We start from the raw sequence: 21926 nt of genomic DNA, 5'->3' as shown, positions 1-21926 counted from the left end.
TGCCTGCTACCTGTCATTAGAGAGCACGGAATAACAGGATTTTGCAAATGCAGCCTGATAGTATGAACTTAAAGGGAGATGACGGACTTGGAATGGCTTATCCGCATGAAAGAAGCTTTAGATTATATGGAGAGCAAGATGGAGGAATCTGTGACGATTGAAGAAATCGCCAAGGTTGCTTACTCCTCCCCCTTTCATTTCCAGCGCATGTTCAATATGCTTACCGGAGTATCTATTAAAGACTATATCCGTAAGCGCAGATTAACTCTGGCTGCACAGGAGCTTGCTATTTCTAAAGTTAAAGTGCTGGATGTTGCACTGAAATACGGATATGACTCGCCCGAGTCGTTTGCCAAAGCATTCCGCAAGGCACATGGAATTACTCCTTCTGCTGCGCGGGAGTCAGGGGTACAGCTCAAGGCTTTCCCTAGACTCTCCTTCCATCTATCACTGAAGGGAGATAAAGAAATGGACTACAGAATTGAGAAAAGAGACGCCTTTAATGTTATCGGACTAGTAGAGGAAATGACAACGAAAGATGGGGAGAATCTGCGCCGCATCCCTCAGTTGTGGATAGAAGCTAATGAAAATGGTACGTCGGATAAGCTGATTGAGCTCGGTGGAGATAAGGATTTATTAGGCATCTGCTCTGACATGAACCATGATAAAGAAACCTTCTCCTATTGGATCGCTGTCGAAGCTACTCCAGAGACTGATGCACAGGGCTTTGCTTCTACAACAATCCCAGCTGCAAGTTGGGCTGTGTTCACCTCAGTAGGGCCGATGCCTGATGCTATCCAGCAGGTATGGGCACGCATTTTCCAAGAGTGGTTCCCTTCCACAGGCTACGAGCATACAGGCGGGCCTGAGTTTGAGCTATATCTTCCGGGGAGACCAGACGCAGAGGACTATCGCTGTGAGATATGGATCCCTGTTACGAAAAAAGAATAGAACTAGAAAGACTATCGAAACCTCGATAGTCTTTTTTCTTGTGATTGCCTACTATTTCATTTTGAGAATTGGCATAGTCTTGGTATAATAAATAGATTATATAGTTCTATAATGATTATTGATTATTGTCATCCGAATTATCGGTGAAGGAGAATTTCATGTCTACTGTAAAAATATTTTCAGACAGCACTTCCGATTTACCTCAAAACTGGAAGGATACTTATGACATCGGCATCGTTCCTCTTTATGTAGTATTTGAAGAAGGTACCTACAAAGATGGTGAAGATATTACACCCGAGGAAGTGTATCGCCGTGTAGCCGCTAGTGGAGTATTGCCGAAAACGGCAGCACCTTCGCCAGCAGATTTCATTGCTGCATTTCAACCCGTGATTAGTAGCGGACAAGATATTGTATATATCAGTCTCTCCTCCTCACTATCCTCTACATATCAGAATGCACTTTTGGCTGCCGGGGAATTTCCTGAGGGACGCGTACAGGTCATAGATTCGCAAACCTTGTGCGGAGGCATTGCCCTCCTTGTTATGAAGGCTGTCAGAGCTGCTAAAAAAGGCCACACTGCGGTGGAGATTGCAGCCATGCTGGAGCACAGCCGCAACCTTGTGGAAACTGAATTCGTTGTGGATACGCTAGATTACTTATATATGGGTGGACGCTGTTCAGGCATGCAGAACTTCATCGGTAGTCTACTCAAAATCCGTCCTGTTCTTAGACTGGTAGATGGAAGCATCATACCTACTAGCAAAATCCGTGGCAAAAAGGAAAAAGCTGTGGAACAAATGCTCCAGAACGCTTTGGTTCACATCGATCGAATGGATAAAGAGTTGCTCATCGTTGTCCATACCTTGGCGGAAGAAGATGCACTCTATCTGGAGTCAGCACTACGAGAGAAAACTCAAGTTAATGAAATAGCAATTCTCCATGCTGGTTGTGTAATTGGCAGCCATTGTGGGCCGCATACTGTAGGTCTCATGTATATGCTTCAGGACTAATAACACACAAATCTCCGGCCATTGCTTCTTAAGCAAATGGACCGGAGATTTGTGTGTAACCCCCCCTAGTTTGAAGTTACTTCCAGCTCTATATCTTCTGCTCTGCAAGGCAGCATAAAACGAAACGTAGAACCTTGATTCTCTTCACTTTCTACAAAGATCGTCCCACCCATCAGCTCAACGAGCTGCTTGCAAATCGCCAGTCCCAAGCCTGTGCCTCCATATTTACGGTTTATGGACGGATGCAGCTGTGAGAAAGATTGAAACAACAGATTGAGTTTGTTACCGGCAATTCCTACACCTGTATCCCGCACTGAAAATTCCAACAAAAATTCTTGTTCATCAGATAGTGGAATGTTCTTCACCGATAGGGTCACGCTCCCACGTTCAGTGAATTTCAGCGCATTGCCTACCAGATTCACGACAATCTGCCGCAAGCGGATCGGATCAGCAATGATTATGGTTGGAACGCTAGTATCCATCCACCACCGTAATGCCAGCTTCTTCTCTTCCGCTTTCGGTGCAAATAAATCAATGACGTCTGAGATCATCTCGCGGAGATCAAACTTCTCGGATTGCAGTGACATTTTACCTGCTTCCATTTTGCTGAAATCAAGAATGTCATTCAAGATCTGCAATAACGTATAACTACTGCTGCGTAAAATCTCGGCATAACCTCGCTGCTCTTCTCCAAGCTCAGTATCCAACAATAGATCAGCCATTCCGATCATCCCGTTCATCGGCGTCCGAATTTCATGGCTCATCATCATTAAGAAATCAGATTTGGCTTGCGCTGCCTGCTCTGCTGATTCTTTGGCACGAATGATTTCTCGCTCATTCGTAATATCACTGAAGGCAATAACCGCACCTGCGATCAGCCCTTCATCAATAAGAGGTGCCACCCGGTAATTAACAAAAAAACTGGTGCCATCCTTACGCCAGAAGATCTCATCATCTTTTTTACGGATGATTCCATCCTCTATCGTAAGACTAATCTGGCAATCAGGCGTCGAATAGCGCGAACCGTCACCTTGGATATGATGGATATAATCCATAAGCTTCAGACCCATCAATTCTGTAGGTTGATAGCCTAGCATATCTGCTGCCTCACGGTTAATAAAAAGAGTTCGCCCCGTTGTATCGAGCACAAAGATTCCCGCAGAGACAGAATTCAGAATGAGACTCGATTGTTGATCCTTCACAGCTACTATTGAGGTATCTTTGGAGCTTACCTCCGCTTCTCCCTTGGCAGGTATTTCAGTGTCCAAGGTGTCTGCCAATTCATCCAACCAGTCTTGTAACAATTCCGCATGTAAAAGAGCGCTTCCGTTAGCTACTTTGGTAATCGCGAATACCCCGGCGATCCCTTCTTCCGTTCTGATCGGTAAAAGTTTAACGCCTACGCAATTCGAGCCTTTTTTGGGATTCTCTAAATCTTGTAGCTCAAAGCTTGAGGAGTTCCCCTGCAGAGCAGCCTCAAAACTAGCAATATTGCCAAGTTTTTTTCTCTTTGCTGATATCGGACTTGTATTTTGAAACTGCGCTTCTGCGCCGGAGCCTAGATGGAACGTTAGGTTGGTTCCTACGCAGCGACCTTGTCTATCCAGAACGAATATCAAATCAGGATGATGGTCATATAACGATTTATAAGCGCTCTCTTCCGAAAGCAACCGTCTCAGAATGGACGTCCAGTCTTTATCCACAGTTCACATCCCCTCAGGCTCTCTCATCCATTATCATTACCCCTAAACGGGCAATGTTCATCTAAAATTTAAAATATATTTCATATCTATTATATCAAAATTACGGAAATCAGTCGTAGATAAACGTCAAATCCCCCCTTTATAACCCCAATCACGATGCTTTTTCATCGTTACAAAAGGGTTATAAAAGGGGGGAATTCCGAATCTATTAGGCGATATCTTTATGTTCAATGTTGCGAATGGCCATATAGGCAATGGCTGCTCCTAGCAAACCAAGTGAGATCGACACCGCCGCTAAATTACCTAAACGCGCTTGATCAAATCCCCCAGAAATTAGGGAGGTAACTAACACAGCTGAGACGATGGTGGCTGGGACTGATTTTTTCTTCATCCCAAAGTACAATGGAATTAGAGCGATACCCGCGGCATAAAATGCGTTTGCGCCTAACTTAATCAGCTCTGATGTGATTACATGAAGGGTCAGTTCACCCGGAATTAGCCCTGCAAAGGAATTGAATCCTATTAGGATAGCGCCGACTACAATGTCTGCCACGATAATGGCAACAAATGTGAAGGCGAACACTATCAATATTTTCGCAGTCATTAGCTTTTTACGTGAGATAGGATACATGAAGAGAAGAGTAATGGTGTTGTTCTTATACTCATCAATCACCAGCTTGCTAATAATAACCGAAGCGAAAATAATATAAGCAGCCTTTACAAAAACGAACACACCCTCAAACAACTCTGCATAAGAAGCAAACGACGGTTCGCTCTCATTTTGATCAACGAATAAAACCATAATCATAAAAGCAAGAATCGCAAGATTAACGATTGCAGCACCTGTAAGAAGCGTTTTTAGCTTATTCTTCCGAATCTCCAAAGATATTAATTTAAGCAATGCTTTCACCCCCAATCAATTGCAGAAAATGATCTTCCAGCGTATGTTGTTTTTTGCTGATACTCTCAATTTCCACATCTGCTAGCACTAACGCCTTATTCAGATCACGCTGTGAGATTCCATCGTCATATATTCTTACTGTAATATGGTCCAGCACTTTGAAATTATTAAGCCCAAGCTTATGCTCCAACACATACACTGCTTTATTAATCTCGTTCGTAACCACTTCGATATATTCAGTATTTTGGCCACGAATGGAATCCATCCCCACTTCTTCTACCAGAGCACCCTGCCGGATCACACCGATCGTATCAGCAATCTGCTCTATTTCCCCCAGAATATGACTAGATACAAGTAACGTCATTCCATATTCACGGCTAAGCATCCGGAACACTTCACGCATCTCCTTGATTCCCACAGGATCAAGCCCGTTAATCGGCTCATCCAAAATGAGCAGCTCAGGTTTCGTCATGAAGGCTCTGGCAATACCCAGTCGTTGCTTCATCCCAAGTGAAAATTGCTTCACCGGCTTTTTATCGACACCTGTGAGCTTTACGAGCTCCAGCGCTTCACCAATCGCTTGCGGATCATAATAGCCCATGTACTCTCCGTGCAAAATCAGATTTTCCTTGGCTGTCAATTTATCATAAAACACGGGATATTCAATGATGCAGCCCATCCGCTTCAGCATTTCGTAAGAATGCTCTGTCATTTTTTCATTAAAAAATTCAATTTCTCCACTCGTAGGTTTAACGAGGTTCGTGACCATTTTCATCACGGTAGTTTTGCCAGCACCATTGGGTCCAAGAAACCCGTAAATTTCACCTTGCTTAATATTCATATTCACATTGCTTACGACTTCTTTACCTTGATAGGTTTTCGTTAAATTTCTTGTCCGAAGTATTGTAGTCAATTCCGCGCTCCCCTTTGTTTTCGTCTCGTCTTCCTTAGTTCTTATTGTACACAGCAGAATTTTCTTTTTTATTACTCGTTTCTTACGAAAATCTTAAGCTGCGCACAATTCTATTCCTTAGAAGCGTAATCTGCGAAAAGTAAGGGTAAACACCGTTCTCACATACGGCTGACTAACCAGTGTAATCGTTCCATTCATTTGCTCCGTTAATCTTTTGGTGATCGTCAGACCTAGACCGCTGCCTTGATAAGCCCGGTTTCTTGAATCCTCCAGCGTATACAGACGCTCAAATACTTTATCTTGGTGTACTTCACTAATGCCCTTTCCCCGGTCCCACACCTCTATGTATACTTTGTTCTCATCACTATAGAGCTTTAATCCTAATACGCCCCCCGCGTCGCCATAAGAAATTGCGTTCGACAACAGATTGGACAATATTCGATCAAGAGCCTCTTCATTTCCCATGAAGTAAACAGCCCCATCCGGAATCTCAATCTCCACCTCACTGCCCTTAGCACTGAGGATATCATAGAAAGAAAGGATGTTGCGTCTGCATACTTCACCTGCCTCAACTCGTGAAAGAGCAACTTCCCGATCTCCTGATTCCAGCTTGGACAGATCAAAAAACTTGTTCATCAGCTGGATCACTTCATTGGCTTTTTGATGAATCATCTTCATCATCCGTTCCCGTTCCTCAGCCGGCAAATGCTCATCCTGCTGAATGGTCTCAATATAACCAAGCACAACCGTTAGCGGAGTCTTAAGATCATGAGAAATATTAGACAGCATATTACGCATGGATTTCTCCAGCCTCACACGCTCAATGCTTCCTTTATGATTGATATCCAGCAGCCGGTTCAGGTCAATCAGCACGTTTTGCAGCTCCAAATTACCGCTGAACAGCAGCAATCTTTCATGTGAGCCTTCTTCCATAATGCTGCTTAACTTGTCATGCATATATCGCAAATCATTAGAAGCTTTACGCGAATTCTGATATTGCCACACAATGACGGCCAGTAAGAGCACAATGACAATACCTAGCACCGCAATCATTATAGCTGTTCTCCCAGCTTATACCCGATGCCCCATAACGTCTTAATGTATTCGGGATGGGAGGGGTCGTCTTCTATTTTTTCACGCAATCTTCTCATATGTACATTAATGACGTTCTCATCCCCGAAATAATCATCCTCCCATACGCTCGCATAAATCTGCGCTTTGGTAAATACTCGGCCCGGATGTGTCACAAACAGCTTAAGAATATGAAATTCCTTCGACGTTAGCTTTACTTCTTCCCCATTCTTCAACGCAGAGAAGTTATCTAAATCTACAGTCAATCGACCAATGGAGATCATTTGCTTCACCGGAGCTTGATCTTCCACTTGGATACTGGGAGATGCATAACCTGCACGACGGATCGCTGCCTTCACCCTAGCCGCTAGCTCAATCATAGAAAAGGGCTTCGTAATATAATCATCTGCCCCAAAGCCTAACCCAAGCGCTTTATCTACATCACTGTCTTTGGCGGACATGATCAACACTGGAACCAGACTCCCCGCACGGATAGTCTGAAGAATGTCAGTCCCGCTTCGCTTCGGCAGCATAAGGTCTAACAGCACAAGATCAAATGGACCCCCGGTCCGAAATGTTCTCTCCGCTACTTCACCGTCAAATACAGCTTCAATCTCATAACCTTCTTTTACCAAATAAGACCTGACCATTTCACTGATTGCTTCGTCGTCCTCAATCAGCAGCACACGCTGTGGCATGTCCAAACCTCCCCGTAGTCGAAAACCTCTTCGTTAAATTATACCAATTTCCCGGAGCGCTTACTATTTCAGTTTTTATTTCAGTTTCGTTAAAGGTAGCCCAGGTATGATGGCCTTAACAACTTACAAAAAGAGGTGATGCTTCAATGTTGAACAAGAGCAGTAAACAAGCCTGGAGCTTCAAACGAAAACTGCTGATCGTGATGATCATTGTCCTCCTGCTTCTCGGCACAGTGATATATAGTCTGGCAGATCGTTACTTAATCGAACATGTCGAAGTCGTGGTTGCGGATGATGCAGCTACAACTAGCAGCTCAGGAGCTACAGCCGTTACAGCTGCCGAAGTTAATGCAACCTCTGATGACTGGAATTACTCCAGCGATGATATTCAGATCCAGATCGATCAAGTGCAGACAGGGTCCGGTTCAGACCAGATCACCTATTTTGTCGCTGATGTCGTCCTCAAGGAAGCGAGCAGCCTGCGCACTGCCTTTGCCGACAACAGCTTTGGAACAAACATCACTGAGGATACCTCGGACATTGCTTCCGCGAACAATGCGATATTTGCCATCAACGGGGATTACTATGGCTTCCGCAATGACGGAGTGATTATCCGTAACGGCACGGTGTATCGTGATGATCCTGTGCGGGATGCAATGGCGCTGTTCGATGACGGAACGATGCAAACCTATAACGAGGAAGAGATTTCTTCCTCTGAACTGCTGGCGCAAGGGGCCACCGATACCCTTTCCTTTGGCCCGATTCTGATTCAGGACGGGGAGATTGCCAGTGATTTCAGCAATGTCAAAATCGATACCAACTTCGGCAACCATTCCATCCAGAATGCGAATCCCCGCACCGCAGTTGGTATGATCGAACCAAACCATTATGTTTTTGTCGTAGTTGACGGGCGCAATGAAGGGTACAGCCGTGGGATGACCCTTACTGAGCTAGCCGATGTAATGTCCGACCTTGGCGCCACAGAAGCCTACAATCTGGACGGCGGTGGTTCATCCACTATGTACTTCATGGGACGGGTCGTAAATAATCCGCAGGGCAAAAACAAGGAGCGGGGCGTCAGCGACATTTTTTATATCAAGGAGGGTGCAACATCATGACTATACTGATCCCAGCCTATGAGCCAGATGAACGACTGCTCGATTTGATTTTACAGCTGCATAATTTCCAGCTTGAACCTATTGTTCTTGTAGATGACGGCAGCGGCCCGCACTACCGTGGAATCTTCGATATGGCAGAAGCATTCGGCTGCACTGTCCTAACCCATGAAGTCAACCTCGGAAAAGGACGTGCTCTGAAGACAGGGTTCCAGTATATTCAGGAGGCTGGTCTGCCGGATTATGTAGTCTGCGCGGATAGCGACGGCCAACATCTGCCTTATGATATTAACCGAATCGTTGAATCTCTGCGGAACCAGACTCCCCCGGGAATCGTACTCGGCAGCCGCAGGTTCACCGGAACCATTCCTCTGCGCAGCCGCTTCGGCAACTCGGTAACCCGGACGGTCTTTTCCTTAACTACAGGCACTAAGATTTATGATACACAGACTGGTCTGCGCGGCTACCCTCTACCAATGCTTGATTGGCTATGCCAGATTCCCGGCGAACGGTTTGAATATGAAATGAACATGCTGCTGACTGCCCATAAAGAGGGGTACACCATTACGGAAGAGTACATCGATACCGTCTATCTGGACGATAATAAATCCTCCCATTTCCGGCCTCTGATGGACTCCTTCCGGATATACCTGCCGATACTAATGTTCAGCACTTCTTCGCTGCTGTCTGCCCTGCTCGACTTCACACTCTTATTCCTGTTCCAGAGTCTCAGCCATAACCTATTCCTGTCCGTCGCGGCCGCGAGATTGTGCAGTTCTGTCTTCAACTATTCTATGAATCGAAAATATGTCTTCACGGGCGGCAAACGCTCCAAGATTCAGGCGTCGCTTCCCAAATATTTTGCGCTGGTGATCCTCGTGTTGTTGTTCAACTATGGGCTACTCTATTTCTATAATGAAAAGCTGATTATTCCGCTTGTCGCCGCCAAGCTACTGACCGAGGCTTCAATCTTCTTATTCAGCTATTGGGCGCAACGGAGGTTTGTGTACTGAGGGTTGGGAACTCTGAACTGCTTATGCTCGTGTGGTGAGCAATCTGGAATTTGTGAAGCACTAATTGGACACTTATGGAGTACTTTTCGAACACTTATGGAGTACTAATCGGATACTTGTGGAGTACTATGGGTACCTATGGAATACTTTTCGAACACATATGGAGCTTCTATCGGGTACCTATGGAACTGCTCCTCGAACTCATATGGAGCTTCTATCGGGCATCTATGGAACTGTTTCTCGAACACATATGGAGCATCTATTGGGCACCTATTGGGCGCCTATCGGACACAGATGACACTAATCGCAGTATTATTCCACTTTTGGTATGCTAACGGACCCCATAGCCGCTATTGGTAAGAAAGACACCACATATGAGCCTCTTTCTGTGGGATAGCGTCTGTGGGGTCCGAAACCCTGTTCAAAAGGCTGGAAATTTGCAAATAACGTCATCTGAGTCCGAATTCACCGAGAAGGGTACCGTTGATAGAATCGCATACAAAAAAAGCTAGTGCGTCCTTCCAATAATGTATGCAAAATCACATTATCTTTGCTCAGAAATTCAGAACGTCATACACTCATCTACTCTCCCATATATATAAATGGAACAGTCCCGGACGTTGTCGCGGAACCTTTGCAGCCTTGTCAGAATAGGTTGCAGCATAAGCCCAAGCTGGAGGGAGAGAAAGATTCATGCCAAGCGAAGAAATTAATGCGCTAGAGCGGGCAATTGCCGAGATTACGGAAATAGCCACTGGCTTCGGTTTAGATTTTTATCCCATGCGTTATGAAATATGCCCCGCAGATATCATTTATACATTCGGCGCTTATGGAATGCCTACACGATTTGGACACTGGAGTTTTGGAAAAACCTTTCATAAAATGAAATCCCAATACGATTTCGGACTGAGCAAAATATACGAGCTCGTTATTAACTCCAACCCTTGTTATGCCTTCCTGCTGGATGGAAATTCACTGATTCAGAATAAGCTGATTGTTGCCCACGTGCTAGCGCACTGTGATTTTTTCAAAAATAATATGCGTTTCTCCATGTCCAACCGAGATATGGTCGAGAGTATGTCAGCTACAGCAGATCGGATTGCCGGTTATTCTGTAACTTACGGAACTGATGCTGTGGAGAGCTTCATCGATTCAGTGCTGGCTATCCAGGAGCATATAGACCCCAGTCTGATCCAGCCACGCAAGCTGGGCAAAACTCACCTGCTGGAAGCTAAGATGAAGGAGCTCAAAGATGCCCCTCCAGGTAGCTCGAAATCATCCAATCCTTATGACGAATTATGGAATCTAGATAAAAGCACTACCGGACCACAAGAAGCCCTCTCTGGAAATCGTGCTTTCCCCCCAGAGCCAGAAAAAGATATGGTCTGGTTCATTCAGCAATATTCCACTGTTTTGGAGGATTGGCAACGTGACATTATGACGATGCTCCATGATGAAATGCTCTACTTCTGGCCACAGATGGAAACAAAGATCATGAACGAAGGCTGGGCTTCGTATCTCCAAGGTGCTTACGCAAAAAGGCTCTCCGTGAACGATGTACATCGTTTTGGAGAGCTTTTTAATGGCCAATAATCTGATACAATAAAAGGACAATCCCGATTGGAGGTGCCAGCCATGCAATGGGAAGAAGTTCGGAAGATTTATCCCCATCAATACGTTAAGCTGCAAATACTTGCGTCACATACCGAAGGCAACACCAAGTTAGTGGATGAATTCGCACTGATCCGTGCTATTCAGGATCCGAAGAAAGCTACCAAAGAATTGCTGCAACCTAAAGACGGCGTGATTGTTCCCCTACCGCAAACGATGAAATTAAGGTTGAATTCGTACACTCCGTGGATTGTGGGGAGTCATGCAACTTGAAAATTGATTACGTTCGTTCGTTTGAATGCTGCTAACATTTTTGACCTTGACTTATAAAGGCCAAGCTCTGACTATAGACAAACTTTTCATCGATATAGGGGCTTCTCAAACCCTATTATCCGCTGATGCTGTATCAGATAGTGGGGATTATTTTAGAATAGGATGGGCTACTTGGATTGGATCTGCTTATGAATGCTAAAATAGTGCTGGGTTTGGATGGGCTTGTTATGTATCCTTTAAGTCAAAAGGATTAAGTGATAGAATCTATCGCAGGAATCAATACAATTTAGGTATATAACGTATTTAAATATCAAAAACACCCTGCGGATTACACGGTGTTTTTGTCTCATTATCTGTTTAATAATTTAAAGGGGATTTTTCAGAAACTGCTTTTATAAACGATTAATTAGCCCCTAATTAACATTTTTATTTTTTATCAAAATAAATTTGCAATTTGGCATGTGAATTTTGAACTGTCGCCCAAGTAGACATCAGGAGATAATCAATTTGAATCATTTCTGCTTTCTGTGAACCAGCACTTTTATTTTTCTCCTTTAGATATTCTTTTAGTGAGAACATATTCCCCAACAAAGCCCAAACATAAACATTACTATCTTGTTTTTGAGAAACTGACTTTATTTTATCCCAAATCAGTTCCGAATTAATATTTCCCTTGTTACGGATAATCCTATTTATCGAAACTTTATATTTTTCATTTTCCCAAGTTCCATTCCAATTACTTAAATCATCGGGCTTCTTATTACTTAATGGGTGGACATAATCTAAATTTTTAACTATTTGTCCACAAACATCTTGAAATGCAGAAGCAGACAACATCTTTTTAGAAGCTTTGCAATGAATAAAGTAAACATTCTGTTTCTGTTCATCTAACGCAATGAAATCAGCTATTTCCTTATTTAAATCTGTACAAATTAAATAATCAAACCCTGACAAATGATTCTGTAGCTCTTCGCCGTACGAACTTTTTAAGTCAATACTACTTCCTTGAGATGCAACAAGTTCAAACAATGAACCTTTATCCCACATTTTTTTAGATTTTACGACGTTAGAGCTAGAACCTTTTTCATTTACTATCCCACCACTAGTAGTAACACTATATTCTTTCAATATTTCTAAAAGTCTATTATCATTAGATTTAATTCCAACTTCATAGAAGTTTTCTCGTGTATATATATGGCGTTTAGTTCCAACAATGATTTGAAATGCTTGATTACGATTTAAATATTGAATTATGTCATCTGTTTTTCTCACATCAGGATTTTCAAAAAAGTACTCACTTAAATTCTGTACGTCAAAATTAACTTGAAAATTAGTTGTCTGGTGTAATACGTATTTATTAGTTCTGTGATTAAACTTGATATTCACATCCAATTCCCCTTGATGGGTTTCAATTCTGAATGTATTATTTTTAACCTCGTATATAAATGTTTCAAAACTAACTTTTTTATTGTATTTATCAACGAATAGGTCGGCAAATTCAGAAATATCAAGAAGTATACTAATAGCATCAAGATTTTTTGGTTTTCGAGTAACTGGTGCATAGCGACTGAAAATATTTGAATTTATACTCTTTGCCTTTAAAGAATTATATATATAATCAATCCATATAAAGTAGTGGTCAAGTCGAAACAATGTAGACGAATCACTAATTCTCCCGTTAGAGAATCCAATGTATCTTGTTAAAAATTCATTACTAATAGTTGATTTTACTACACCATTGATAGTTGTACAGAAACTATATTTATCTGTTATAGAAGGTGCTAAGCTAGAAATATCATTAGCATTAAGAATTTGTCGTCTAATATTATTATTTTGAGTTATGAAACCATTATTTATGGTCACTCTTGATATTTTATTTCCGATTGCAAACAAATTTTGTAAAAGATCTGAGGGTATTTGACTATATAATTCTTTAATTGAAGCCATAATCAAATTATTACTATCAAATACAAAGAGATAAGATTCCACAAATTTCAAAATAATTATTTGTAGTCGAACCTCTAAAAAATACTCTTCTACTAAATATGGAGAGTTCTTGAAGGATGAGTAAACGATAACATACTCATTAGTTTTTTTGTTATTTACTGCTGTTATGATTTTTGCATCTGAATTTAGAATTCCCTCATGAACCATTTTCAAGGTTTCTTCAATTAATATGTCTGTTCTAATGGAACTCATAAAAACATTTGTCTTCAAAGGAACTTTAAACTTTTTTAAACTCGCTGTATTATCATCAATTTGCAAATGGTTAAGTTTCTTCGAGTAATGACCGTCACTATAAATAATATCTGGATGTATTTTTAATGTTCTTTCAAAAAATTCTTCAAAAGAAAAATAAATTAATTCTTTATTTTCTTGTAACTTCTCTTCATAAAGCAAGTATTCTTTCCACAATTTTTCTTGATTAACAGTGGATGATCTATAATAAATTACGCCAATTTCATCAGAATCATAAGCTTTTTTTCTTACAATCCTTCCGATTTGTTGAATTAATGATCTTACATCAGAAAAAGAATCATACACAACTAAAATTTGAAACGAACTATCATCTATTCCTTCTATTAATTTATATTGGTGTAACCAATAATTAGCCCTTATTTGTTTTACATCAGGCACTGATTGAACTCGCCTATTTCCACTTTCGAAATGATAATCAGTATTGAAATTCTTGTATTGATCATGAATGGCTATTACGTTTTTCCCTTCCTCGTCTAATTTCATGAATGCATAATTTAAGTCCTCAAAATTTTTAAATCTTATGATAATTTTTGTATCTGGGTATTCGGTTATGTGTTTATCACATTCTTCAATAACATTATTCAGAAAATCAAGAATTTCTATTTCGTTAATCTCTCTAAATATAACATCCCTTATGTAATTATCTTTTACTGCTGCATGATATGAGTAATTATAAATATATTCCTTGTCTATATTGAACTGATTGTTATCATTTCGAACTGGCGTTGCAGTCATTAAGACTACTTTTTTTCCCATTTCTCTAATTGCTTTTTTCCAATCTTCAGCTGGCTCTTTGTGACCTTCATCGAAAATGATTAAATCAATATCTTTTTTTAATAAGTCATACATAATTTCGTTTTTTCTTATTTCATTAAGCGCGTGCATCGTTCCCACTAAAATATTACCTTTATTAGAATCACAACCATTAAAATTTTTCGGAAAAAGTCTCGATACTTTTTTTTCTGATTTAGGTATTTCTAAATTAATCCATATCCTTCCTTTTAAATCATGATACAATTGTTCCCTGATACCTTCTGAGGGAGTTACAATAAGTACATTTTTGACTTTTGTATATTTTGAAGCAATGAAAGCTATGATTAAGGTTTTGCCTGTACCTGTAGGCATTTTAATGAGTGATTGTTTCTGCGAATCACTATTTATATAATTAGATAGCATCTCAAGAGCCTTGATCTGATAATCTCTTAGGACACCCAATAACAAATCCAAATCTTCCCAGTCCCGTGACACTAAAGTTTTCTTCATCGTACTTCCATCCTTTTGGTAATGAAATATATATTAATTATTTCGATTTAACTTATATTAAATACTACTATTGCAAAGGATTATAATCTATTAATTTTGTGACAGAATTTGATAAATATTCCGTTCTTTTTGCCATCTAAACAATAAATAGACAATAAATAGACTTCTGTATATATTAAAAAAGAAACCCTTCATTACATAAGGAGATGTATATAAATTGCTATTTTATTGTGAGAAGCATTTTCCTGGTGAATACATTGCACTAGATGTAAGTAAACTTATGGATTTGAACCTCCTTTTTGAGAAACTGAATATTCCGTGGAATACTGCCGATGAACGATCCATGTTGCTGATTGAAGAAATACATACTACTTTTCGAGAAGGACCTAGAGAAGGTTTTTGGTATGACATCCCTCTTGAGTTTTGGAGTAGTTTTGAATTTGAACTTTTCGAATTTAATGTTAATCCCGAACAATCTGCATCCCTAATTTTCAGAGTACGCATAAAGGCACATCAAAATTCAATAAACTTTAAGCCATTTCGATTCTATCCCCCCCCCTATTTTGGAGAGTACCATGTAGCATCACATATTACTCTTGATCCTAGTTGGTGCACTTTGAAAGATAGCTTGGACTTCAAAAATCACGAATACCTTGAGCTACATGCACTTAATGTCGAGTTTGGAAATTGGAATGAAATAAGGTCTCCTAATCAGAGCTTTCGCCTTATATATGATATGGGTGCTGATTTAACCTGGAACGGTGCACAGATTATTCAATTAGTCCAAAAAGCTAATATGAAGACAAATAATATTCACGTTATCTTAAGCCACTGGGATCTTGATCACATCCATGCCGTCCTTGGTATGTTTGATTCAGAAATTCAAAATATTGAAACCTTTACTGCCCCTTCAAAGTTTTCAGGTACCGCTACATCATTGCGAATTTGGAATCGTTTAGTATCAAATGGTGTTAACCCCTGGTTAATTCCACCAATGAATAGAGTTTCTTCTTTACATAGGATAAATCTTCTGCCTTGTTATAGAAACAGTTTATTTACAATTTATAGGTCCACTGATGGATCATCTATGAACCAAAGTGGAATTGTTTTATTGATCAATGGACCAAACTGTTCAGCTTTATTAACTGGTGATCATCACTATCCTGAAATACTTCGAGACATTATCTTGACACAACGACTCACTGAATTTGAAATAATTGTTCCTCATCATTGTGGAAATGCTGGGAATTTCGATGTTTCAGCATGGTCTACACTCAACATACGAGGATCTATTATTTCTACTCTCACTGGGAGATATAGGAATGTCCCCAAAAGAAATGCGCATAACTTTTTCTCATCAGCTACCATTAACTTTGATTGCACTGAATGCCATGCGAGAGATATCGTTCATTTTATTTAATTTATAAGTTTAAAAACTAATCTTTTTGATTCAAGGACTTGAGTAGAAGTTATATATTAAAACTTCACTGTAAGTTTTTTGTGGATTGGTCTGCGATAAGTGGCCAACTCTTTCGCTCTAGAGATCAAGTTTCTGAAGGATTTGACTCAATTAGAGGTGACATTGAATTTATGAAGCCAAAAGAGATGTATAAAATGATGTTATCAGAAAGCATTACACCCTTATTTAAGGAGAAGGGCTATAAAAAGAAAAATAATGTATTTGTCAGAGAATACCCTGAAGTTGTTCAGATCGTGCATCTTGCTGCTTCAAGTTGGAACTTACCCGATTATTACGATTTTTCAAATGACTTTGCATTATTCTCGAAACCTTATTATGCCCTCATGCAATATGAATTACCTAAGAGTTGGTTCAACTCCACATTGCACAGACCTATTCTTGGAGGCAATATACAGCATTTAAAAGCTCCTCGTGGATATACTCCTGATTATCATATTGTTTCGGAAACAAATATGAGTAAAGTTGCTGAGGCTTTGAGAAGCGATTTGGTTAATTATATATTTCCATACATAGACCCGTTACGATCAACGGATTCATTAATTAAAGCAATTGAAGTGGCCAAAGAACAAGATATCTTTGGTTCCTTACCTAATATTCATGACGAAATAATACTTTACTATTCTTTGGATCACAAGGAAACTGCACAGACAAAGCTGATTGAAGCATTAAGCATAGAACATGGAAATCCGTATTATAAGCCCAAATTAATTGAAATTGCAGAAAAACTAGGTCTGGACCTGCCTTAACCTTATACAAACATTATAAGTAACGTTTATATAACAGAGGCATTTGAACTCAATGTTCAATGCCTCTGTTTTATTAAACGTTCACCTTAGCAATTTGATGCAACAAACAACATAACCGAGCTAACTTTACCATAGATATTAATCAACCGATCATTGGACAGAGGGGGATTAACAATGGAAAGTTATGAGCCAATTTCGTCAAAACAGCTTTTAAGCAAAATCGAAGAAGGTCAGGCTAAGCTGTACTATGACATAGGAAAACGAGTACATCATTATTTCGAGGATGCCTTAAAGGAGATGCAGCAATATCTTCAACAGCTGCCCACACAATATGAAGGCGCATTAATCGAAGAGGCTGGATCACACAAACAACTGTCTCATAACTACGAATTGTTGCAGCAGGAAATTCAAAAACTCAAACGCGCCAACGAAAGTCAGAAATCTCAAATCCAAAAACTCAATGAAGAAAATGCACGACTTTCACGTAAAGCAGCAAAACCGAGTTCAAGAAAAACGAAAGATAAAAGTGAACTGGAGACGGATTCTTTAAGCAACCCCGACGAAACAGAACCTAAAACGAGAAAAATGAGACCCCCGAAAAATACGAAGACACTTGAAGCTTTAACGTTAAAAGACGCCACACATGAAAATCAGTCTGAGCCTTGGGATCATGAATCTCTAGACCAGTACAACGAACTGGTTAATAATGAACAAAATGAAACCTCAGAACCGAATCAACCCTAACAATCATTTGGAGCCAATGTTTCCACGAACTAATATACACTTACCGAAATTAGATATTGCCATCATATACGCTTGCCGAAAAGAACTGATCAGCGTCCCTGTAAAGGATGCTGCGTCAGTTCTTTTTGCGTTACAAATGCAGATGCAGCAACGTTTTAGTCTAAATTAGTTAAGGCAAGTGTATAGGGGGACGATCGGTACCCTATACGCTTGCCTTAACATTTTGACAAAAGATTGATTAGTCCTAATACACTTACCGAGAAATGAATTATTCATTCGCCCCAGCACAAGTAAAAAGAGCTGATCACAGAATAACACCTCACTGCAATCAGCCCAAATATCACTTATTTCCCAAACCATTCTTCTGCTTGCTGTCTATGATTGTCAGTAATATGTATGCTAATTACTTTATAAGCCGCCCAAAACGCAGCCGCATCATCAGTATAACCCAGCCCAATAACAACGTCGGGTATTGCATCAATAGGAAGCACAATATACGCAAGCGCACCCATAGCAATCAAACGTGCTGATAACGGAGTTTTGCTATCTGTTGCACAAAAATACATAGCAACGGCATCTTTGGCAAAGGGAATTTTTGAGGCGTGTTTTTTAATTTTTTTCAAGAAACCTTCTTTCACATACTCTTCTTGCTTTTCAGCGCCACCAATTTTTGATGTCCATGATTTAACATCAATTTTTTCAGACTCAGAAAACTCAGTATCGATTTCAAGTGCTGAGGCTAACTCGTTACTCGATTTATAAGCACCTAAAGCAGTAAGACTACTAAATTTCCCTTTGCAAGAACCACATAAAGCTTGAGCGAATTTCTGAGTGTCTACATCATTTAATTGTCCACAATTGGGACATTCCAAGGTTCTGATCATATGTATTTATTCCTTCCATCTTGAGATATACCTATAATTCCACAATCCACATTCATTTTCCTTTTTATGATAAAAATCAAAAAACCGCCTCCATTATAGAGAACGGCTCACAACAATTCTGACTTAATCGCGTATTCAATTTTTCCGTTCTGATCAATCGTCAGGTAAGCTAGAGCAAATTGAAGTAATTGTTTCTCGTCATGAACGGGTAAACTCTTACGGTCACATTTTATTGTGTTCACAAGTTTCTCTGTCTCTTGAATAACCGTCTCCCTATCTTGTTTTAAGAAATCCAGTTTATGTTTATATCGTGCGTACATTTTCTTAGCAGCTAATAAGTTTTGCTCATTATAGGCATTAGCTAAACTGAACGCCTCGTAGACATCCCTGTCTTCACTTTTTATCTTCCCATACTCTTCAATCCATGATTCGTAATGCACTTTGTTGTTTGAGAATTCTTGAATTTGCTTTTCATAAAATTCCGTTCGATGCTGTATGGTGGTTACTTCATTTTGAAAGCGAACATACACAACTTCCGAAATCCTCGTAACGTCGACTGACCGCTGTATCTTTTTCCAAATTGCGTCAATAATCGGCGATAATTTTTCTGCTCCTACCTTATAGTTACACTCCCTGCATACATAAAAAATATCACCATAATCCTTTCCATTGTTTTTATTTTTGGAGGTCATATCCTTGCATTTCAAACGTTCATTGCATTCTGTACAGAACAGCAGTCCATTCAATACATTCTTTGTGACATAGAACTGAGCAAATTTAAGCCCTGCGTTCTTCAAAGACTCTTCACCGTCATAATAATCCCTGCGATTTTTATAAATGAACCAGGTTTCTTTCCACGCCTCAAGTGTCACAACGGGTTTAATAGAAGTATTACTGCCTTGTAGCCACTCCGTCATTTCTTTATTTACGGTTAAATGTGAAATGGAATCGCGACGGTTTAAAGTCAATATTCCCGCGTAAAACGGATTCGTAATGATCTCTTTGATATGGTTCCACTTCCAATCCCGACCTCTTCTTGACTCTTTGGGCAGCATTCCCGCAATCGCCCTGAATCCCAAATTACCCTGCTTGTAGAGAGAGAATATTTTTTGGACATGTTCAATTTCATCGGGAATGGTCTCAAATTTCTTCGTATCCTTAAGATATCTATAACCATATGGAGCTGATCCGCCCGTCCACTGACCTTCCTTCAGCAATGTCCTCATCGCGCGTTTAGTATCACCAGCAATCTTATCCCCTTGATACTGTGAGAAACTGTCGCGAATAGTTTGCGATAATAACTCACCTTCGTCATAACGGGTGTTATTGTGAAGCACATATACGGGGATTTTATACTCCACAAATTTCTTGCGAATTTCACGGTGTTCTCTGGTTTTTCTTGCCAATCGATCTTCAGCCCACACCAGGACAAAATCAAACAACCGCTTCTGTGCATCATCGAGCAATCTTTTCAACTCGGGACGTTCATTCATCTCCTTCTTTCTTGCCGATACCGCACTGTCCAAATAACGGCCAACGAGACTTAACTCATGCCGTCTTACGAACTCCTCGCAAGCACTGTTCTGGGAATCCATCTCCTGTTTATCCGTCGAATGCCTTCCATAGAAGGCACCCTTCATTCCAGGTTTAATTAAGTCAGTTATAATCAAATCTCCACCTCCGTGTATTTACTTTGACCCTGACTCCATATAATTTTTAATATTTTGGAATCTGCGTTAATCGCTACGCTCATTGTTATGAGGAATCGGATTAACTCATCTCTCGCAAGTTCCGATAATCTGGATTCCAGGGCAAATTCAGCCGCTTTCAAATGAGGTGATGCAGCGTATTGTACCATTCCTTTAAACCTTTCAATTTCACCCTTAATACAGCTAATATCCTCCTGTATTAGGTGATGTCTACGCTTTACCTTTTTTAATTCATCCTTATTGTGATTCGACTTATCGAGCATGTATTGCCTGGTTTGTGTTATTAACAAAGAGCCGATAGTACTGAGATCGAACTCTAACTGGAATAGTCTGCTTTCTAATTCGCTTGTTTTTTCAGTTACATATTTGGGAAACTGCTTTTCTAATTCCAAGGGTAACTCATGCAGAAGATATTCCTTAGCAGCTTGTAAATAGCTTCCTTCAACTTCATTCTTTTTAAGTTTAAGACCATGCTTTTTGCAAACGTACAACCCCTCAACACCTTTATAACTATAATTCTGGGTTGACATCAGACCTCCACATAATGAACAGGTGATTTTGTCTTTAAGGAGATATACGACATTATGTTTGGCGTTCTTTCGGCCAGTTGAATACGATGCAAACTTCTCCTGAATCTTATTCCAATCTTCATCTTTAAAAATACGCAGGTGAGGGACCGCTGTACGCACATCCCCATAACGCAAATATCCATTATAATATTGATTACCGAACATCCCCCGAACTCGTGAATCACCCCATTCCTGAGGAATTAGATGTTGTGATTTCAAGTACTTCACATAGTTAGCGAATGACTTGAAGTTTTGTGCCAGAAATACATTGAACATATTTCGGATCACTACAACTTCCTCTTCTTGTTTTATCATTGCCCCAGCTTCTTTTTTGTCTTCTGTCTTAATTATTCGGTAGCCATAAGGCGTTTGACCTCCTGGATTTCCTCCTTTTTTCGCTATTGCACGTTTGCCAGCTTTTGCTCCTTCAACAATCTTATCGCCTTCAAGCTCGTTCTTCGCTCCAAATATGGCTTCAAGAATCTCTCCCTCCTCAGAATAGATCATAGGAGGTTCGGTCTCCTCCGAGAAGATCACGTTGATCTTATGTTTCTTAAGAATTTCGTAAATCTCAAGATGTTCGCTCAAGTTACGTGCCAGTCGACAGCGCCTGCTAACTATTACATTCTGCACAATCCCTGCCTGAATATCGGAGAGCAAACGATGCAACTCAGGTCTCTGAAATCTGTTAATGTTGCGCGCAGAGACTTTAGGGTCAAGATATCGCTCATCGATAAACAACTTGTTCTTGAATGCTGTGATTTCTCCTTCGGCTATCTGTGATCTCAAAGATGTCTTTTGAATTTTTTGGTCAATCGAATGTCTTACGTACAGCGCCGTCTTCATGGAAGCTCCTGATTCTGCTTATTCATTTCTTCTTCAATAATTCGCTGGATAACCTCAAGAAACAAATCGTGATATTGTTTGGCCGCTGCGGGATCATTTACGTATTTCACAGAATGAATTTGGGCATCCTGAATCTCTTGGTACCTTTTTTTCATGGGTTCAATTCC

General features: G+C 40.3%; 18 protein-coding genes and 1 pseudogene. 9 read left to right on the top strand and 10 right to left on the bottom strand.

Annotated elements, in window-relative coordinates; translation table 11 throughout:
* Positions 1 to 87: 87 nt before the first annotated feature.
* Positions 88 to 951, top strand: a complete 864-nt coding sequence (locus tag NSS82_RS09895) for an AraC family transcriptional regulator (RefSeq protein WP_170914210.1) — start codon at positions 88 to 90, stop codon at positions 949 to 951.
* A gap of 158 nt (positions 952 to 1109) precedes the next feature.
* Complete coding sequence (locus NSS82_RS09890; RefSeq protein WP_036684402.1) at positions 1110 to 1961, top strand: DegV family protein; 852 nt, start codon at positions 1110 to 1112, stop codon at positions 1959 to 1961.
* Positions 1962 to 2026: 65 nt separating this feature from the next.
* On the opposite strand, the gene NSS82_RS09885 is transcribed toward NSS82_RS09890, so the two are convergent.
* The 5 genes from NSS82_RS09885 to NSS82_RS09865 form a co-directional block, all read right to left on the bottom strand.
* Entirely contained in the window at positions 2027 to 3664 is a 1638-nt protein-coding gene (locus tag NSS82_RS09885) for an ATP-binding protein (RefSeq protein WP_051491336.1), read from the bottom strand.
* A gap of 208 nt (positions 3665 to 3872) precedes the next feature.
* Positions 3873 to 4574, bottom strand: coding sequence for an ABC transporter permease (locus tag NSS82_RS09880; protein WP_249267707.1), 702 nt, complete (start codon positions 4572 to 4574; stop codon positions 3873 to 3875).
* A complete protein-coding gene (locus NSS82_RS09875) occupies positions 4558 to 5478 on the bottom strand; it encodes an ABC transporter ATP-binding protein (protein ID WP_076271944.1) in 921 nt (306 codons plus the stop codon). Before NSS82_RS09875 ends, NSS82_RS09880 begins: the two co-directional genes overlap by 17 nt.
* Before the next feature lie 117 nt (positions 5479 to 5595).
* Positions 5596 to 6531 carry a sensor histidine kinase gene (locus NSS82_RS09870; protein ID WP_076101635.1) on the bottom strand — a complete coding sequence of 312 codons (936 nt, stop codon included), beginning with the start codon at positions 6529 to 6531 and terminating at the stop codon, positions 5596 to 5598.
* Entirely contained in the window at positions 6531 to 7247 is a 717-nt protein-coding gene (locus tag NSS82_RS09865; RefSeq protein ID WP_036684414.1) for a response regulator transcription factor, read from the bottom strand. The genes NSS82_RS09870 and NSS82_RS09865 overlap by 1 nt, the downstream gene beginning before the upstream one ends.
* A gap of 146 nt (positions 7248 to 7393) precedes the next feature.
* Here NSS82_RS09865 and NSS82_RS09860 point away from each other — a divergent pair, with 146 nt between their 5' ends.
* From NSS82_RS09860 to NSS82_RS09845, 4 genes and pseudogenes are all read left to right on the top strand, one after another.
* Complete coding sequence (locus tag NSS82_RS09860) at positions 7394 to 8365, top strand: phosphodiester glycosidase family protein (RefSeq protein ID WP_143761215.1); 972 nt, start codon at positions 7394 to 7396, stop codon at positions 8363 to 8365.
* Positions 8362 to 9375 (top strand): bifunctional glycosyltransferase family 2/GtrA family protein, encoded by a 1014-nt coding sequence (locus NSS82_RS09855; protein ID WP_076271943.1) that lies wholly within the window; start codon positions 8362 to 8364, stop codon positions 9373 to 9375. Before NSS82_RS09860 ends, NSS82_RS09855 begins: the two co-directional genes overlap by 4 nt.
* A gap of 693 nt (positions 9376 to 10068) precedes the next feature.
* Positions 10069 to 10926: pseudogene (locus NSS82_RS09850) on the top strand (SpoVR family protein); the annotation flags it as partial.
* Between the two features lie 84 nt (positions 10927 to 11010).
* A complete protein-coding gene (locus tag NSS82_RS09845) occupies positions 11011 to 11259 on the top strand; it encodes a hypothetical protein (protein ID WP_341109741.1) in 249 nt (82 codons plus the stop codon).
* 426 nt (positions 11260 to 11685) lie between these two features.
* Here NSS82_RS09845 and NSS82_RS09840 read toward each other — a convergent pair whose 3' ends face one another.
* Positions 11686 to 14781: a DEAD/DEAH box helicase gene (locus NSS82_RS09840; RefSeq protein ID WP_341109740.1), complete on the bottom strand. Its 3096-nt coding sequence runs from the start codon at positions 14779 to 14781 to the stop codon at positions 11686 to 11688.
* Between the two features lie 217 nt (positions 14782 to 14998).
* Between NSS82_RS09840 and NSS82_RS09835 the strand changes: the two genes are divergently transcribed.
* The 3 genes from NSS82_RS09835 to NSS82_RS09825 all read left to right on the top strand — a co-directional run bounded on the left by NSS82_RS09835 (position 14999) and on the right by NSS82_RS09825 (position 17751).
* Entirely contained in the window at positions 14999 to 16201 is a 1203-nt protein-coding gene (locus tag NSS82_RS09835; protein WP_341109739.1) for a hypothetical protein, read from the top strand.
* 170 nt (positions 16202 to 16371) lie between these two features.
* The gene (locus tag NSS82_RS09830; protein WP_341109738.1) at positions 16372 to 17007 is read left to right on the top strand and encodes a DUF4304 domain-containing protein; all 636 of its coding nucleotides are present in this window, start codon (positions 16372 to 16374) and stop codon (positions 17005 to 17007) included.
* A 174-nt stretch (positions 17008 to 17181) separates the two neighbouring features.
* Positions 17182 to 17751 carry a hypothetical protein gene (locus tag NSS82_RS09825; RefSeq protein ID WP_341109737.1) on the top strand — a complete coding sequence of 190 codons (570 nt, stop codon included), beginning with the start codon at positions 17182 to 17184 and terminating at the stop codon, positions 17749 to 17751.
* Between the two features lie 344 nt (positions 17752 to 18095).
* Here NSS82_RS09825 and NSS82_RS09820 read toward each other — a convergent pair whose 3' ends face one another.
* The 4 genes from NSS82_RS09820 to NSS82_RS09805 form a co-directional block, all read right to left on the bottom strand.
* Positions 18096 to 18635 carry a YkvA family protein gene (locus NSS82_RS09820; protein ID WP_341109736.1) on the bottom strand — a complete coding sequence of 180 codons (540 nt, stop codon included), beginning with the start codon at positions 18633 to 18635 and terminating at the stop codon, positions 18096 to 18098.
* Between the two features lie 107 nt (positions 18636 to 18742).
* A complete protein-coding gene (locus NSS82_RS09815) occupies positions 18743 to 20305 on the bottom strand; it encodes a recombinase family protein (RefSeq protein WP_341109735.1) in 1563 nt (520 codons plus the stop codon).
* Positions 20302 to 21759: a recombinase family protein gene (locus tag NSS82_RS09810; protein ID WP_341109734.1), complete on the bottom strand. Its 1458-nt coding sequence runs from the start codon at positions 21757 to 21759 to the stop codon at positions 20302 to 20304. The genes NSS82_RS09815 and NSS82_RS09810 overlap by 4 nt, the downstream gene beginning before the upstream one ends.
* Positions 21756 to 21914, bottom strand: coding sequence for a hypothetical protein (locus NSS82_RS09805; protein WP_341109733.1), 159 nt, complete (start codon positions 21912 to 21914; stop codon positions 21756 to 21758). Before NSS82_RS09805 ends, NSS82_RS09810 begins: the two co-directional genes overlap by 4 nt.
* Positions 21915 to 21926 lie beyond the last annotated feature (12 nt).

The organism is Paenibacillus sp. FSL H7-0735 (assembly GCF_038008505.1).
GTDB lineage: Bacteria > Bacillota > Bacilli > Paenibacillales > Paenibacillaceae > Paenibacillus_AQ > Paenibacillus_AQ odorifer.
This window is presented reverse-complemented; position numbering and strand designations above follow the sequence as displayed.

Bases quoted from the DNA above. Each gene is read 5' to 3' on its own strand.
- NSS82_RS09890 (WP_036684402.1), top strand. From the start codon at position 1,110: ATGTCTACTGTAAAAATATTTTCAGACAGCACTTCCGATTTACCTCAA.
- NSS82_RS09860 (WP_143761215.1), top strand. From the start codon at position 7,394: ATGTTGAACAAGAGCAGTAAACAAGCCTGGAGCTTCAAACGAAAACTG.
- NSS82_RS09840 (WP_341109740.1), bottom strand. From the start codon at position 14,781: ATGAAGAAAACTTTAGTGTCACGGGACTGGGAAGATTTGGATTTGTTA.
- NSS82_RS09805 (WP_341109733.1), bottom strand. From the start codon at position 21,914: ATGAAAAAAAGGTACCAAGAGATTCAGGATGCCCAAATTCATTCTGTG.
- NSS82_RS09820 (WP_341109736.1), bottom strand. From the start codon at position 18,635: ATGATCAGAACCTTGGAATGTCCCAATTGTGGACAATTAAATGATGTA.
- NSS82_RS09855 (WP_076271943.1), top strand. From the start codon at position 8,362: ATGACTATACTGATCCCAGCCTATGAGCCAGATGAACGACTGCTCGAT.
- NSS82_RS09825 (WP_341109737.1), top strand. From the start codon at position 17,182: ATGGAAAGTTATGAGCCAATTTCGTCAAAACAGCTTTTAAGCAAAATC.
- NSS82_RS09830 (WP_341109738.1), top strand. From the start codon at position 16,372: ATGAAGCCAAAAGAGATGTATAAAATGATGTTATCAGAAAGCATTACA.
- NSS82_RS09870 (WP_076101635.1), bottom strand. From the start codon at position 6,531: ATGATTGCGGTGCTAGGTATTGTCATTGTGCTCTTACTGGCCGTCATT.
- NSS82_RS09810 (WP_341109734.1), bottom strand. From the start codon at position 21,759: ATGAAGACGGCGCTGTACGTAAGACATTCGATTGACCAAAAAATTCAA.
- NSS82_RS09865 (WP_036684414.1), bottom strand. From the start codon at position 7,247: ATGCCACAGCGTGTGCTGCTGATTGAGGACGACGAAGCAATCAGTGAA.
- NSS82_RS09845 (WP_341109741.1), top strand. From the start codon at position 11,011: ATGCAATGGGAAGAAGTTCGGAAGATTTATCCCCATCAATACGTTAAG.